The sequence below is a fragment of the Ensifer sp. ENS07 genome, assembly GCF_014852185.1.
In the GTDB taxonomy this organism is placed as follows: domain Bacteria; phylum Pseudomonadota; class Alphaproteobacteria; order Rhizobiales; family Rhizobiaceae; genus Ensifer; species Ensifer adhaerens.
On sequence record NZ_JACVBE010000002.1, the window covers coordinates 92578 to 106461 of the forward strand.

A 13884-nucleotide genomic window follows, 5' to 3' on the forward strand; every position below is an offset into this window, starting at 1 on the left:
TGTCAGCCGTTAACCCGTTCCACGAGGACCCGGATCCGGCCGCCGCAGGAAAGCCCGACGCGCCAGGCGGTCTCGTCCGCGACGCCGAAGTCGAGAACGCGCGAGGTGCCAGAGGCGATCACGTCGGCCGCTTCGGTGATGACCGCGCCCTCGACGCATCCTCCCGAAACAGAGCCCTGAAAATTGCCCTCACTATCGATCACCAGATGGCTGCCGACCGGCCGTGGCGCCGAGCCCCAGGTCTCGATCACCGTTGCGATCGCCACCCGGCGCCCTTCCTTCAGCCAGGCTTCGGCGATGTCGAGCGGATCGAGAACATTGACTGCCTGCCTCATGCCTGCCACCTCCCATGCGCGCCGGTCACCGTGGCCCGGCCAGGATCAAGGAACCGCCGCGGGTCCGCCTGGCGGGAGCGCTGCCCGGACAGCGCCTTCACCAGTTCGCCAATTGATTCAAGATTGTGCACGGCCCGGAATTCGTCAACATGCGGCAGCATCGCCCGCACACCGCGCGCCCGCGCCTCGAAGCCGTCGAAGCGCAGCAGCGGGTTCAGCCAGATCAGCCGCCGACAGGATCGGTGCAGGCGGTCGATTTCGATTTCGAGATCGGCGACGTCATCGCGCTCCAGACCGTCGGTGATCAGAAGCACGATCGCGCCCTGCCCGAGCACGCGCCGCGACCAGCGCCGGTTGAACTCATGCAAGGTCTCGCCGATGCGCGTGCCGCCGGACCAGTCCTTGACCGCAGCGACGCAGTCGTCGATCGCCGCATCGGGATCACGATTGCGCAATTGGCGCGAGACATTGGTCAGCCGCGTTCCGAAGAGGAAGGTATGAACGCGCCGCCGTTCCTCGGTCAGCGCATGCAGAAAGTGTAGAAAGATGCGGGTGTACCGGCTCATCGAGCCGGAGATGTCGGCGAGCACGACAAGCGGCGGATGAACGACGCGCCGCTCCCGAAACCTCGGAAGGATCAGTTCGCCGCCAAAGCGCATGGCGTCGCGCATGGTGGCGCGCGGGTCGATGCGGATCTGACGCTTCGAGGGGCGGAAGCGGCGCGTGACGACGCGGTCCATCGGTAGCGTCAATGCCGAAAGCGCGCGCTTGGCCTCGGCAAGCTCGGCAGCGCTCATCTGCGCGAAGTCGGCCCGGCGCAAAAGCTCGCGACCGGAGACCGTGAAACGTGCATCGACTTCGATCTGCGGCTCGTCGCGCGGCGGTCGATCGGCCTCGTGGCCAGAAAGCAGCGCGTCGCTGACGCGGGTCTCGCCTGCCCGGCGCTGCTCCCGTTCGCTCTCGCGTTCCGGCGCCAGCGGCGACATCATCGCGATCATTTTTTCGACGAGACCGCGCGACCGCCAGAACAAGCGAAACGCCTCGTCGAAGACCGGCTGGTCCTCGTGACGTTTGACGAAGACGCATTGCAGCGCGGCGTAGAACGCGTCCCGTCCACCGATCCCGATCAGCGCCACCGCATCGATGGCGTCGGCGATGGCGCCTGGCCCGATCTTGATGCCGGCGCGCCGGAGCGCGCGCGCGAAGAAGACAATATTGTCGGCAAGCCGTCCGTCGCCTGGCGCGGATGGCGGGGGAACATCGTCCCTGTGCTGTTCCCGCGCCTCCGTCATCAGCTTGCCGCCAGCAATTCCGCCTTGACCTCGGAGAGCAGCTTTCGCCCCTCTGCCCCCTCTATCCTGGCGATGTCGTCCTGGTATTTGAGTAGGGTGCCAAGCGTGTCGGCGATCGTCTCTGGATCGAGCGCCAGCCGGTCGAGTTCCGTCAGCGCCGTTGCCCAGTCGATGGTTTCGGCAACGCCCGGGTTCTTGAAGAGGTCGATCGTGCGCAGCCGCTGCACATAGGCGATGACTTCCCGTGACAAGGTGGCATTGCAGCCGGGAACCTTGCGGCGAATGATCTCCAGTTCCTGCGCCGCCTTGGGATAATCGACCCAATGATAGAGGCAGCGGCGCTTCAGTGCGTCATGGATCTCGCGGGTGCGATTGGTGGTGATGATGACAACAGGCGGTTCGTCCGCCCGGATCGTACCAAGTTCCGGAATTGTCACCTGGAAATCGGACAAAACTTCCAGCAGGAACGCCTCGAAGGCTTCATCTGTCCGGTCGAGCTCGTCGATCAGGAAAACGGGCGCACGTCCCGAATTGGAGGAAATGGCCTGCAGAACCGGGCGGCGGATCAGGAAACGTTCGGAGAAGATGTCGCTTTCGACCCGCTTGCGGTCGACCTTGCCGGATGCTTCCGACAGGCGGATTTCGAGCATCTGCGCCGGATAGTTCCACTCGTAGACCGCCGAGGCGACGTCGAGACCTTCGTAGCATTGCAGCCGGATCAACGGCCGGTCGAGCGCCTTGGCCAGAACCTTGGCGATCTCCGTCTTGCCGACGCCGGCTTCGCCCTCAAGAAAAAGCGGGCGCTTCATCCGGAGTGCAAGAAACAGCACCGTCGCCAGCGCCGTGCCGGCGAGATAATCATGTGCCTCCAGCAGTGCCATCGTCTCTTCGATGGACTGTGGCAGGCCCGTTGCCGCCTGTGTCGCCATGTCTCCTCCACCACGGCCCGAATCGATCGCTGGATGCTGGAAGGGGGCAAAATCCACCGGCCAACTCAACGACTTAGAGCGATCTTCTCATGTTGCGATGAGCAGTCGACCGCTGAGTAAAAACTTATAGCGAGTGGTATCCGCGGTCCACATAAATGAGCGGCGGGCGGGACGGCCCGATCGCGACGTCGACAACCTCGCCAAATAGCACCAGATGCGTGGCGATCGTCTTCACCTCGACAAGACGGCAATCGAAAGCGGCGGTGGCATTGACGAGGATTGGCGCACCGGTTGTAAGCCGCGTCCACTGTCCGAGCGCAAAACGCAGATCCATGTCGAGCTGGTCGCGGCCGGAGAAGCCATGGGCAAGCGCCCGGTGCTCGTCGCCGAGCAGGTTGAGTGCAAAGCTGTCGCTGCGCGTGAAGATATCGTTGCGCGGATTGGCGCCGTTCAGGCAGACGAGAACCGTCGGCGGGCTATCGGAAACCGAGCAGGCCGCAGTCACAGTGACGCCGCGCCGCTCGCTGCCGTCAGCGGCGGTGATGATCTGCACGTGACCGGCCAGGCGGCTCATCGCGTCGCGATAACTGATAGGGTCCAGCCGGGTCTTCTCCAACACATCTTTCTCCGGGCGATGTCAGGCACATACATAGACGCTGGCGGAAAATATGAAACCCGCCGGAGGGAGAATCTCGCACATCTGCGACGTGGCCTTGACGCAGATTGAACCTTCTTCGCCAGGAGCGGCATCTTTTCCTTTGACGCCGGGAGGCACATCCTTAAAACATGCGGCAACGACCGTGCCTCGCGTCTGACGCGAGCGGCAACGGAACAGGAAGCTGTGGTGGCTCGCCGTAGGACTTTGCCCCGGATCGGTTCGGTCGGGAAAGCTTGCGGCGGCGGAGTAAGTGAATGCGTCGATCCATTGTCAGCAGCCTTATCCTTGCCGGACTGGTACAGGCAACGCCGGCTTTGGCGGCCGGCATCAAGGTGGCGGTCGTGGCGCCTGTGGAAGGTCCGTTCGCGCCGCTCGGCAAGCAGATTGTCGACGGCGCCGGCTTCAAGGCCGGTGATCGCGGCAGCGAGATCGTCGTCATTCCCGAGACCTGCGATACCGCCGGCAGCGAGGCACTGACCAAAGCGCTGCTTGCCGCAGGTGCCGAGGCCGCAGTCGGCTTTCTCTGCACCGAAAGCCTGGATGCGGCGCTTCCGGCACTGACCGAGGCGGGCTTGCCGGCGATCACGCTCAGCGTGCGCTCCGATATCCTGATGGAAGACGCGCTCAAGAACAAATGGCCGCTCTTCCGCCTCGCACCGAGCGGCAATGCCGAGGCCACGGCGATCGTCGATGCCATCGTCAACCGCTGGAAGGACAAGCCCATCGCGCTCGTCGACGATGGCACGATCCACAGCCGGGAACTGGTCGAGGCCGTGCGCGCAGCACTCGCCGAAATCGGCATGACGCCGGTCTTCAGCGACACCTACCGGCCGGCGCAGGAGCAGCAGATCAACCTCGTGCGGCGCCTGGTGAAAAGTGGTGCAACCCACGTCTTCACCGGCGGCGACCGGCAGGATACCGCCGTGATCGCCCGCGATGCCCTTGGCGAAGGCGCGAGCCTTACCTTGCTTGGCGGCGATGCCTTGAACGCGGCCGATCTCACTGTCCCGCTTGCCGATGGCGTGCTTGCGGTAACGCTGCCGGATGCGGCGCAGTCGCCGGAGGGCAAGCCCTTTGCCGACGAAATGCGCGCCGCCGGCATCGAGCCGGAAGGCTATGTGATGCCGGCTTTCGCCGTGATGGCTTTGCTGGAGGAAGCCAAGGACCGGGCAGCACAGGACGACAAGTCGCTGATCGAAGCGATCGCCGGCAAGGGGCCCTACCCGACCGTTCTCGGCCTCACCGCCTTCAACGCTGGGCACGAGCGCGCCGACAATCCCTACCGTTTGATGCAGTGGCAAGGCGGCCATTTCGCGCCCGCGGCCGCTGAAGGAGCCGCCCCATGATGCGTCCCGGACCGCTGAACCTGATCACCGATGTCAAAGGTCTGACGGTCGGCAACGCCGAGGACCATCGCCTGAAATCCGGCGTCACCGCGATCGTCTGCGACCCGCCGGCGACGGCTGCGGTCCAGGTCCTGGGCGGTGCGCCGGGAACCCGGGAGACCGACCTGCTCGATCCGCACAATACGGTACAGACGGTCGATGCGCTCGTTCTTTCCGGCGGTTCGGCCTTCGGGCTCGATGCGGCGTCCGGTGCTCAGGCGGCGCTCAGGGAAATGGGTCGCGGCTTCGCCGTCGGCCCACACCGGATACCGATCGTACCGACGGCGATCCTCTTCGACCTCATCAACGGTGGCGACAAGGATTGGGGCCGCTTCCCGCCCTATCGCGAACTCGGCTTCGAGGCCGTCGGGCGGGCCGGCGCGACATTTTCGTCCGGTTCGGCAGGCGCCGGCACAGGCGCGCTGACCGCGAGCCTGAAGGGCGGTCTCGGTTCGGCATCCACGGTTCTGCCGAACGGTTTCACCATCGGCGCCCTCGTCGCCGTCAATGCGCTCGGATCCGCCACCGTCGGCGACACCGGGCATTTCTGGTCTGCGCCCTTCGAACTGGAGAGCGAGTTCGGCGGACTTGGCCTGCCCCACCCGATGCCGGCCGATGCGGCCGACATCCGCATCAAGTTCCGCGACCGCCAGGCCGCCGTGGCCAATACAACGATCGCGGTCATTGCGACGGATGCGGTGCTGACGAAGGCCGAAGCCAAGCGCCTGGCGATTGCCGCCCATGACGGCTTCGCCCGCGGGCTCTGGCCGGCGCACACGCCGCTCGACGGCGATCTGATCTTCGCGCTTGCGACCGGCGCCAGCGGCAAGACGCCGACAACAGAGGATTTCATCGATCTCGGCGCCGTTGCAGCCTCGACCATGGCGCGCGCGATCGCCCGCGGCGTCCACGACGCAACGCCGGCGGAAAACGATCTCATGCCCTGTTGGTCAGAGCGTAGCTGACGCAGCTTTGATCGCAGGCATGTTGTTTGCGGGGCTCGGCGGTGCTATTCCCGCGGAAAACACGCTGGAGTGCGCCATGACCCACCCTATCCGCATTGCCCCGTCGATCCTGGCGGCCGATTTCTCCAAGCTCGGCCAGGAGGTTCGCGATGTCGTCGATGCCGGCGCGGACTGGATCCATCTCGATGTCATGGACGGTCATTTCGTGCCGAACATCACTTTCGGCCCGGATGTCATCAAGTCTCTGCGCCGCTACACCGATGCGACGTTCGACTGCCACCTGATGATTTCGCCGGCCGACCCGTTCCTCGAAGCCTTCGCCAAGGCCGGCTGCGATATCCTGACGGTTCACGCGGAAGCCGGTCCGCACCTGCACCGCTCGCTGCAGACGGTCCGTTCGCTCGGCAAGAAGGCCGGCGTGTCGCTCAATCCGGCAACGCCAGAAAGCGCGATCGAATACGTGCTCGATCAGCTTGACCTGATCCTCGTCATGACCGTCAATCCGGGCTTCGGTGGGCAGAAGTTCATCGACGCCACCGCGGAAAAGATCCGTCGCATCAAGGCGATGATCGGCGATCGACCGATCGAGATCGAAGTCGACGGCGGCATTGCGCCTGAAACGGCAGCCATTGCCACCGGCGCCGGCGCCAATGTTCTCGTTGCCGGCTCGGCGATCTTCAAGGGCGGTTCGGTCGAGGCCTATCGCTCGGCGATCGAAGCGATCCGTGCGCCGGCCGAGAAGGCTTATCGATGACGACACGCGCGGCAATTTCCGGCCTTTGTTGCCTGGCCGCGGCCGCCACTGCGTCGCCGGCGCTTGCTGGCGACTATGCCGCGCTGCAGCCGATCGGCTTTTCCGCCGATGGCAATGTCTTTGCCTTCGAGGAATATGGCGTTCAGGACGGCTCCGGCTTTCCCTATTCGACCATCTATGTGATCGACACGCGCAATGACAGCTTCCTGCCGGGTGCACCGGTGCGCGCTGTCAGTCGCGAAGATGGCAGCCCGCTGTCGAAGGCGCGCCATGAAGCCCGCCGTCGGGCTGCGCCCCTGATCGATGCCTATCGCCTGGCCGATGCGCCCGGGTTGCTCGCAGCCTTCAACCCGATCACGGAAGCCAACGCCAAGCCGCACTCGCTGACCTACGATGCCTTTGCAGCCGATGAAGCGTTCCGCGAGACCTATACGGTAACGCTCGAGGAAAAGACCTTCGAGCCGGACGGCATCTGCAAAGACTTCCTGAAGGAAGCCAAGGGTTTCCGTCTGTCGATGACGATGAAGGCGGGCGCACCGGCAAGCGACGCGCTTCAGGACGACAGCCGCATACCGGAAAGCCGCCGTTGCCCCACCGGCTACCAGGTCGGCGGCGCCATCACCCACCGCAACGACGACGGTTCGGAAACCCATGTGATCATGGTGCTTGTGAAGTCGCTCGGCTTTGAAGGCACGACGGACGGGCGCTGGATCGCGGTCCCGACGCGGATCGCGAAATGAACGAAGCGGCCGCCAGCGTCGAAGCGAAAGCAGGGCCTGCGGCGGTCGGTGCCCGGAAGCGGACCCGCCTTGCCCGGTCCGTGCCGAGCGTTCCGTTGCTGCTCCTTGGCGCACCCTTGTGGAGCGCGTCGATGACGCTATCGGCGTGGTTTGCGCTGTGGCTGCGGGAACGGGACGTGACCTTTCATCTGGCCGAACTTCTTTGGGTCTTCGGGGCCGGCGCTTTGCTCGCCTGGCCGCCGGCGCTGTTTCTCGCCCGCTTCGCGGCGATCGGACGCGGAGTAGAAACGCGTTTCGCGGCCTATCTCTTCTTCCTTTCGCTCGGCACGATCGGGATGACGGCATTGCTCTTTGCCCTCGACTACCGCGAGTTCTATGCGCAGTGGCACGCCCCGATCGGAACCACGACCTGGCTCTTCCAGTTCGCCTTTACGACGCTGATCGCCTTTTACCAGTTTCTCGTCATGGGCCTTCGCCTCTATTTGCCGATCGGCGGTGTTATACTGCTCGCCGTCTGCCTGTGGCTGGCAAGCGATCGCCGTGCGCAACGGCGTTGAGCTTCGCGGCTATCTTTGCTAGAGGCACGACCATCCCTCCACTGACGACGAAAGCTTAAGCCCATGATCCCCCGTTACTCCCGACCGGAAATGGTGGCCATCTGGTCGCCGGAAACGAAATTCCGCATCTGGTTCGAGATCGAGGCCCACGCCTGCGATGCGCTTGCCGAAATCGGCGTGATCCCGAAGGATGCTGCGCGCACGATCTGGGAAAAAGGCGGCGCTGCCACTTTCGACGTCGCCCGCATCGACGAGATCGAGGCCGTCACCAAGCATGACGTCATTGCCTTCCTGACGCATCTCGCCGAATTCGTCGGCCCGGACAGCCGCTTCATCCACCAGGGCATGACCTCGTCCGACGTTCTGGATACCTGCTTCAACGTGCAGTTGGTCCGCGCGACCGACCTGCTGCTGGCCGACCTCGACAAGCTGCTCGAAGCGCTGAAACGCCGCGCTTTTGAACACAAGGATACTGTGACGATCGGCCGTTCGCATGGCATCCATGCCGAGCCGACCACCTTCGGCGTCAAGCTGGCGCTCGCCTATGCCGAGTTCGACCGCTGCAAGCAGCGCCTGCTGGCCGCACGCGAAGAAGTCGCCACCTGCGCGATCTCCGGCGCCGTCGGCACTTTCGCCAACATCGACCCGCGCGTTGAAGAACACGTAGCCGAGGCGCTCGGGCTGAAGCCGGAACCGGTTTCGACCCAGGTCATCCCGCGCGACCGCCATGCCATGTACTTCGCCACCCTCGGCGTCATTGCCTCGTCGATCGAGCGCCTGGCGACGGAAGTCCGTCACCTGCAGCGCACCGAAGTGCTCGAAGCGGAGGAGTATTTCTCGCCGGGCCAGAAGGGCTCGTCGGCGATGCCGCACAAGCGGAACCCGGTTCTGACCGAAAACCTCACGGGTCTCGCCCGTATGGTTCGCGCCTTCTCGATCCCGGCCATGGAAAACGTTGCGCTTTGGCATGAGCGCGACATTTCGCACTCCTCGGTCGAGCGCATGATCGGCCCGGATGCAACGGTGACGCTCGACTTCGCGCTCGCTCGTCTGACCAGCGTTATCGACAAGCTGCTCGTCTACCCCGAGAACATGATCAACAACATGAACAAGTTCCGTGGGCTCGTGCATTCGCAGCGCGTGCTGCTGGCGCTGACGCAGGCCGGCGTGTCGCGTGAGGACGCCTACCGCCTCGTGCAGCGCAACGCCATGAAGGTCTGGGAACAGGGCAAGGACTTCCTCGAAGAACTGCTCGCCGACGCGGAAGTCCGTGCGGCCCTTTCTGAAGAAGATATCCGCGAAAAGTTCGATCTCGGCTATCACACCAAGCACGTCGACACGATCTTCAAGCGCGTCTTCGGCTGAGGTTCTGCGCTGAGCGGACGGCCGTAGGCCTTTGGTTTTTGTTGCCATGCCCGCATTTGGAGCACATCGCTCAAATGCGGGCATTTGCGTTAGCAGGAAATTCACGCATTGCGTGCAAAGCTCAGGGCCTGTCAATCCAGGTTCTGAGGATCACATGGCCTACAAGGACAGTGTCGAGCGGGCGACGCAGCGCACGCAAACGAAAATTACAGGTACGGTGACCGTCAAGTCCGGCTCCAGCAGCGGCATCGTCAAGGACCTTTCTGCCGAGGGCATCTGCTTTCAGCTGCTCTTCGACATTGGCGCCAAGACGGGACAGGAAGTGACGATCAGAAGCGAGGAACTCGGCTTCCTGACCGGCATGGTGCGCTGGTATCGCGGCGACAAGATCGGCATCAAGCTCAACCTGTCGTCCAACACCGCGGCGCAGATCTCATCTTACTACAAGCATTTTCGCTAGGCCGAGATTTTCGGCAACACGCCACAAGCGCCGCAGGTCGATCGACGTGCGGCGCTTTTTTTATGAGCGGTTACATTCGCGCCTTCGGCTGTCGGCGATCAGTGTGAACGCGCGCGCGGACCGGGCTCCACCATTTTGCGATAAAGGTGCCAGGTGGCGTGTCCGAAGATCGGCATGATGACGGCGAGGCCGACGAAGACTGGGATCGAGCCGATGACCAGGCCGGCGGCGATAATGAAGCCCCAGACGGCGACGGGCACCGGGTTGACGAGCGTTGCGCGAATGGAAGTCTCGACCGCCGACACGGCGCCGACGTCCCGATCGATCAGCAACGGAAACGACACGACGGATGTCGCCAGAACGATGACGGCGAAGACGAAGCCGACAGCGTTGCCGACGAGGATCAGGTTCCAGCCCTGGTCAGTGCCGATGATACCGTTCCAGAAGGCTGCAATCGAATCCGGCGGTTCCGCCCCGAAGATCTGCACATAGAGCGCCTGGGCGACGAGCAGCCAGATGATGAAGACAACGAACAGCATGGCGGCGACGGCCATGATCGACGGCAGCGCCGGAGAGCGGTGCAGGCGAAGGGCGTGCGGCCAGGAGTAGTCCATGCCGAGTTCTCGCCGTCGGCTGATTTCATAAAGCCCGATCGCAGCGACTGGGCCGATCAGAGCGAAGCCGGAGACAAGAGGATAAAGCAGCGGCAGCATGTTGGCGCCAGCGCTCCAGGTGATCAGAACGACACCGGCGATCGGGTAGATCAGGCAAAGAAAGACGTAGTGCGATGGTTTCTCGCGAAAATCGTCAAAGCCCAAGCGTAAGGCGTCGAATACATCCGCGACGCCAATCTTTTTTATTCCGGGATGGGCGACACTCGCGTCCGCTCCCGACAGGACATGGAATGTTGTCATGGCTCACACTCCTCAACGAACCAGAGCGGCCACGGAACAAAGATGCGACGAACCAAGCCGCACCATCCGCGACCGTCCCTTCGATTATACAGAAAATGCGACCGCTGTCGCCTGCCGCCTCTCGCAACGTTAAGCGGCCTATTGGAACGCGAACATCGGGCTCGTCGGGCAGGCTCCCATGGGTGGCTTCGAGGCCCTGACGCACGGGTAATGCTGAAGGTCTTGACTTCCGCGCCTTTCAGCGCCACATCGCGGCCACCATGAAAGTATCCGACGCTCATATCCTCATCGTTCCAGGCTACACCAACTCCGGACCGGAGCACTGGCAGACCCGCTGGGAGCGCAAGATGTCGACCGCACGCCGCGTCGAGCAGGCGGAGTGGGCAAAGCCTGTCCGCGAGGATTGGGTGGCGCGCATGATCGAAGAGGTCAATGCGGCGGAAAAGCCTGTGGTCATCGTCGCCCATTCGCTTGGCGTCGCAACCGCCGTGCACGCGCTGCCCCATTTCACCAAGCCGATCGCCGGCGCCTTCCTGGTGGCACCTCCGGATGTTGCCAATCCGGCGATCCGTCCGAAGCATCTGATGACCTTCGGTCCCTACCCGCGCGATCCGCTTCCCTTCCCGTCGCTGATGGTCGCCAGCCGCAACGATCCGTTCGGTTCCTACGAGCATGCGGACGACATCGCCAACGCCTGGGGTTCGCTGCTCGTCGATGCCGGAGAGTCCGGCCACATCAACACCGAGTCCGGCCACGGGCCGTGGCCGGAGGGAACGATGGTGTTCGCCCAGTTCTTGAGCCGGCTTAAACCCTGACGCGCCCGATCAACCTGTCGACGCCTTATTAATCCGACGTTCATTGTCCGCGGTCATCATCGCCGGCACGACGCGACTCGTATCATGATGGTGACGAGCGCTGTCGAACCTTGATCTGCGCCGGCATTGACCGGATCGTTCCGCTTGGTTGCTCGGCCGCAGATACTGGACATGGGAAGTGGCCGTAAACGAACGTCTCACCAAAGGTGCGCAAGGCGCACCGGCGCATCCGGATGCTCTGACGCAGGCCAACCTGGAACGGTTGCCGGCAGGCGCCGTCATTGTCGATGCGCACGGACGGATCCTGGCCGCTAACGTCCTTGCCGGAGAAGTGTTCGGCCGCACGCTTGTACAATTGCGACACGCCTTTCTGAATGACTTCGTGGCGGAAGAGGACCGGTCGCGCGTGCCGCCGCGCGCCACATCGACGGTCGCCGAGACGATCCATTTCCTTGGTCCCGACAGCTCCGTGCCGATGCTCGTTGCCTGTTCGCCGGTACGGTTCGCGGATGAAGCCGCCTCGCTGCTTCTGATGTTGCCGGCCGATGACTTCGTCAACGAGATCGCCGGATTGCGCAACGACGAGACCCGCTGGAAATATGCCCTCGACGGCGCGCTTGAGGGTGTCTGGGATCACGACTTCGAAACCGGAGACCTGTTTTACTCGGCCACCTGGAGGCGGCTTCGTGGGTTGTCCGAAGACGCCCAGGTGGATGGTACCCTTGAAAACTGGATCCAGAACGTTCACCCCGACGATCATGCGCATGTGCGCGCCGCGATCGAGCGGCAGGATTCCGGCGAGGCGATCTTCAACACTTTCGAGTATCGAGAGCGTCACGCCGACGGTCACTGGATCTGGATCGAAAGCCGCGGCGCCTCGGTTGCCTACTGGCCGGATGGCAGGCCGAGCCGCATCATCGGGACGGATACCGACATCACCGCCCGCAAGGAGGCAGAGGCCCGGCTCGAGGAGGTCTCCCGCCGACTGAGGCTGGCGCTCGGCGTCTCGAAGATCGGCGTGTTTGACTTCAATCTCGATGCACTGCGCGACGACTGGGACGAGCGCATGTTCGAGATTTATGGTCTCGACCCCGCCGATGGCGCACCAAGCTCTGAGACCTGGGAAAACTCCCTTCACCCCGACGATCGCGATGCCGTGGTCCTCAGAACCAACGAAGGCATCGCCTCGGGTAAACCCTACAGCAATGCTTTCCGTATCGTGCGCCCGGACGGTTCCGTCCGCCACATCCGCTCCAATGCCGCGACCTATGTCGATCATCTCGGAACGCGCAAGCTCATCGGCGCCAACTGGGACGTTACCGAGGACATCGCGCTGCAGGAAGAACTGCGCCAGGCGAAAGCCTCGGCCGAAGCGCGCAACCGTGAACTCGAGCAGGCGCGGATCAGGATCGAGTACAACGCGCTGCACGATTACCTGACCGACTTGCCCAACCGTCGCTACCTGGATCAGATGCTGACGGAGAATGTCGCCGTCAACGCGATCTTGCATATCGATCTCGACCGCTTCAAGCAGATCAACGATACGCTCGGACACCAGGCCGGAGACGCGATGTTGACGCATGCGGCCGCGATCCTGCGTGCCCACGCCCGCCACGACGATTTTATCGCCCGCATCGGCGGCGACGAGTTCGTCATCCTCTGCCGCCGGGACCGCGACCTGCCGCAGCTGACCGAGCTTGCCGAGCGCATCGTCCATGCCTTCCGCCGCCCCATTCCCTATGACGGTCAGCTCTGCCGCCTGGGCGCAAGCATCGGCATCGCCTTCAAGGGGGGCGAAGACATCGACGCCAAACAGCTGCTGATGAATGCCGACATCGCCCTCTATCGGGCAAAGAGCGTCGGGCGCGATCGCGTCGAAGTGTTCTCCGAGCTCATTCAAACCCAGATCCTCAACGCCAAGCGCATCGGCGACGATATTCGCCAGGCGATCGAGGAAGGGCAGTTCACCGTCTATTACCAGCCGCAGTTCCATGCGCGCTCGCTGGAGATATCCGGCGTCGAGGCGTTGGTGCGGTGGAACCACCCGGAGCGTGGCATCCTCACCCCCTTCCATTTCCTGAAGGTGGCCGAAGAGATCAACGTCCTGCCGGCGATCGACAGGAAGGTGGTCGAGCTCGCCTATCGCGACTTTCAGTCCTGGCAAAACGAAGGGCTCGGCGTTCCCAAGATCTCGGTCAACATGTCGTCGCCGCGGCTGCGCGACCCAGGATTGATCGCCGATCTGCGCGACATGCGGATCCCGCCGGGCATCCTTTCCTTCGAGCTGCTCGAGTCCATCTTCCTCGATGACCCGGAAGACGAAATCGCCGGGACCATTTCAGCTCTCGGCGACCTCGGCATCGAAATCGAGATTGACGATTTCGGCACCGGGCATGCCTCGATCATCGGCCTGCTCAACCTCAATCCGGCCCGGCTCAAGATCGACCGGGCGCTCGTTGGACCGATGACCGAAGGTGCCAAGCAGGCAAAGCTGGTGCGGGCGATCGTCGACATCGGCCACTCGCTCAACATCGCTGTCGTCGGCGAAGGCGTGGAGACCTGGGAGCACGCGGCGATGCTGCGGGACCTCGGCTGCGACGTGCTGCAGGGCTATGCGCTTGCGCGGCCGATGGATCGGCTGGAGCTGGAGCAGCGTTTGCGTCGCGGCTGGAAGCCGGTGTTCGGCGGTCCGGACAAATAAAAACCGCCCGGCCA

13 protein-coding genes and 1 pseudogene are annotated in these 13884 nt (G+C 63.5%); 9 read left to right on the forward strand and 5 right to left on the reverse strand.

Annotation, left to right across the window (positions count from 1 at the left end; genetic code table 11):
• Positions 1–2 precede the first annotated feature (2 nt).
• The 4 genes and pseudogenes from IB277_RS07530 to IB277_RS07545 all read right to left on the reverse strand — a co-directional run bounded on the left by IB277_RS07530 (position 3) and on the right by IB277_RS07545 (position 3207).
• Positions 3–335, reverse strand: a complete 333-nt coding sequence (locus tag IB277_RS07530; protein WP_034794382.1) for an XdhC family protein — start codon at positions 333–335, stop codon at positions 3–5.
• The gene (locus IB277_RS07535) at positions 332–1627 is read right to left on the reverse strand and encodes a VWA domain-containing protein (protein WP_090293846.1); all 1296 of its coding nucleotides are present in this window, start codon (positions 1625–1627) and stop codon (positions 332–334) included. Before IB277_RS07535 ends, IB277_RS07530 begins: the two co-directional genes overlap by 4 nt.
• Entirely contained in the window at positions 1627–2556 is a 930-nt protein-coding gene (locus IB277_RS07540; protein WP_060520752.1) for a MoxR family ATPase, read from the reverse strand. The genes IB277_RS07535 and IB277_RS07540 overlap by 1 nt, the downstream gene beginning before the upstream one ends.
• A 124-nt stretch (positions 2557–2680) precedes the next feature.
• A pseudogene (locus IB277_RS07545) lies at positions 2681–3207 on the reverse strand (flavin reductase family protein).
• Between the two features lie 261 nt (positions 3208–3468).
• On the opposite strand from IB277_RS07545, the gene IB277_RS07550 reads away from it, so the two are divergent.
• The 7 genes from IB277_RS07550 (at position 3469) to IB277_RS07580 (ending at position 9440) form a co-directional block, all read left to right on the forward strand.
• Positions 3469–4560: a branched-chain amino acid ABC transporter substrate-binding protein gene (locus tag IB277_RS07550; protein WP_060520750.1), complete on the forward strand. Its 1092-nt coding sequence runs from the start codon at positions 3469–3471 to the stop codon at positions 4558–4560.
• A complete protein-coding gene (locus IB277_RS07555) occupies positions 4557–5564 on the forward strand; it encodes a P1 family peptidase (protein ID WP_192370936.1) in 1008 nt (335 codons plus the stop codon). Before IB277_RS07550 ends, IB277_RS07555 begins: the two co-directional genes overlap by 4 nt.
• A 76-nt stretch (positions 5565–5640) precedes the next feature.
• Positions 5641–6318 (forward strand): ribulose-phosphate 3-epimerase, encoded by a 678-nt coding sequence (gene rpe, locus IB277_RS07560; RefSeq protein WP_034794395.1) that lies wholly within the window; start codon positions 5641–5643, stop codon positions 6316–6318.
• Complete coding sequence (locus IB277_RS07565) at positions 6315–7058, forward strand: DUF2259 domain-containing protein (protein ID WP_090293847.1); 744 nt, start codon at positions 6315–6317, stop codon at positions 7056–7058. The genes rpe and IB277_RS07565 overlap by 4 nt, the downstream gene beginning before the upstream one ends.
• Positions 7055–7615, forward strand: a complete 561-nt coding sequence (locus tag IB277_RS07570; RefSeq protein ID WP_110819181.1) for a hypothetical protein — start codon at positions 7055–7057, stop codon at positions 7613–7615. Before IB277_RS07565 ends, IB277_RS07570 begins: the two co-directional genes overlap by 4 nt.
• Positions 7616–7678: 63 nt before the next feature.
• Positions 7679–8980, forward strand: a complete 1302-nt coding sequence (purB, locus tag IB277_RS07575) for an adenylosuccinate lyase (RefSeq protein WP_060585098.1) — start codon at positions 7679–7681, stop codon at positions 8978–8980.
• Positions 8981–9134: 154 nt separating this feature from the next.
• A complete protein-coding gene (locus tag IB277_RS07580; RefSeq protein ID WP_034794416.1) occupies positions 9135–9440 on the forward strand; it encodes a PilZ domain-containing protein in 306 nt (101 codons plus the stop codon).
• A 98-nt stretch (positions 9441–9538) separates the two neighbouring features.
• Here the strand turns inward: IB277_RS07580 and IB277_RS07585 are convergent, their stop codons facing one another.
• Positions 9539–10354: a DUF2189 domain-containing protein gene (locus IB277_RS07585; protein ID WP_034794419.1), complete on the reverse strand. Its 816-nt coding sequence runs from the start codon at positions 10352–10354 to the stop codon at positions 9539–9541.
• A 260-nt stretch (positions 10355–10614) separates the two neighbouring features.
• Here IB277_RS07585 and IB277_RS07590 point away from each other — a divergent pair, with 260 nt between their 5' ends.
• Together IB277_RS07590 and IB277_RS07595 are read left to right on the forward strand one after the other, a co-directional pair.
• The gene (locus IB277_RS07590) at positions 10615–11169 is read left to right on the forward strand and encodes an alpha/beta hydrolase (protein WP_034794640.1); all 555 of its coding nucleotides are present in this window, start codon (positions 10615–10617) and stop codon (positions 11167–11169) included.
• A gap of 178 nt (positions 11170–11347) precedes the next feature.
• Positions 11348–13870 carry an EAL domain-containing protein gene (locus IB277_RS07595; protein WP_090293851.1) on the forward strand — a complete coding sequence of 841 codons (2523 nt, stop codon included), beginning with the start codon at positions 11348–11350 and terminating at the stop codon, positions 13868–13870.
• Positions 13871–13884: the final 14 nt, after the last annotated feature.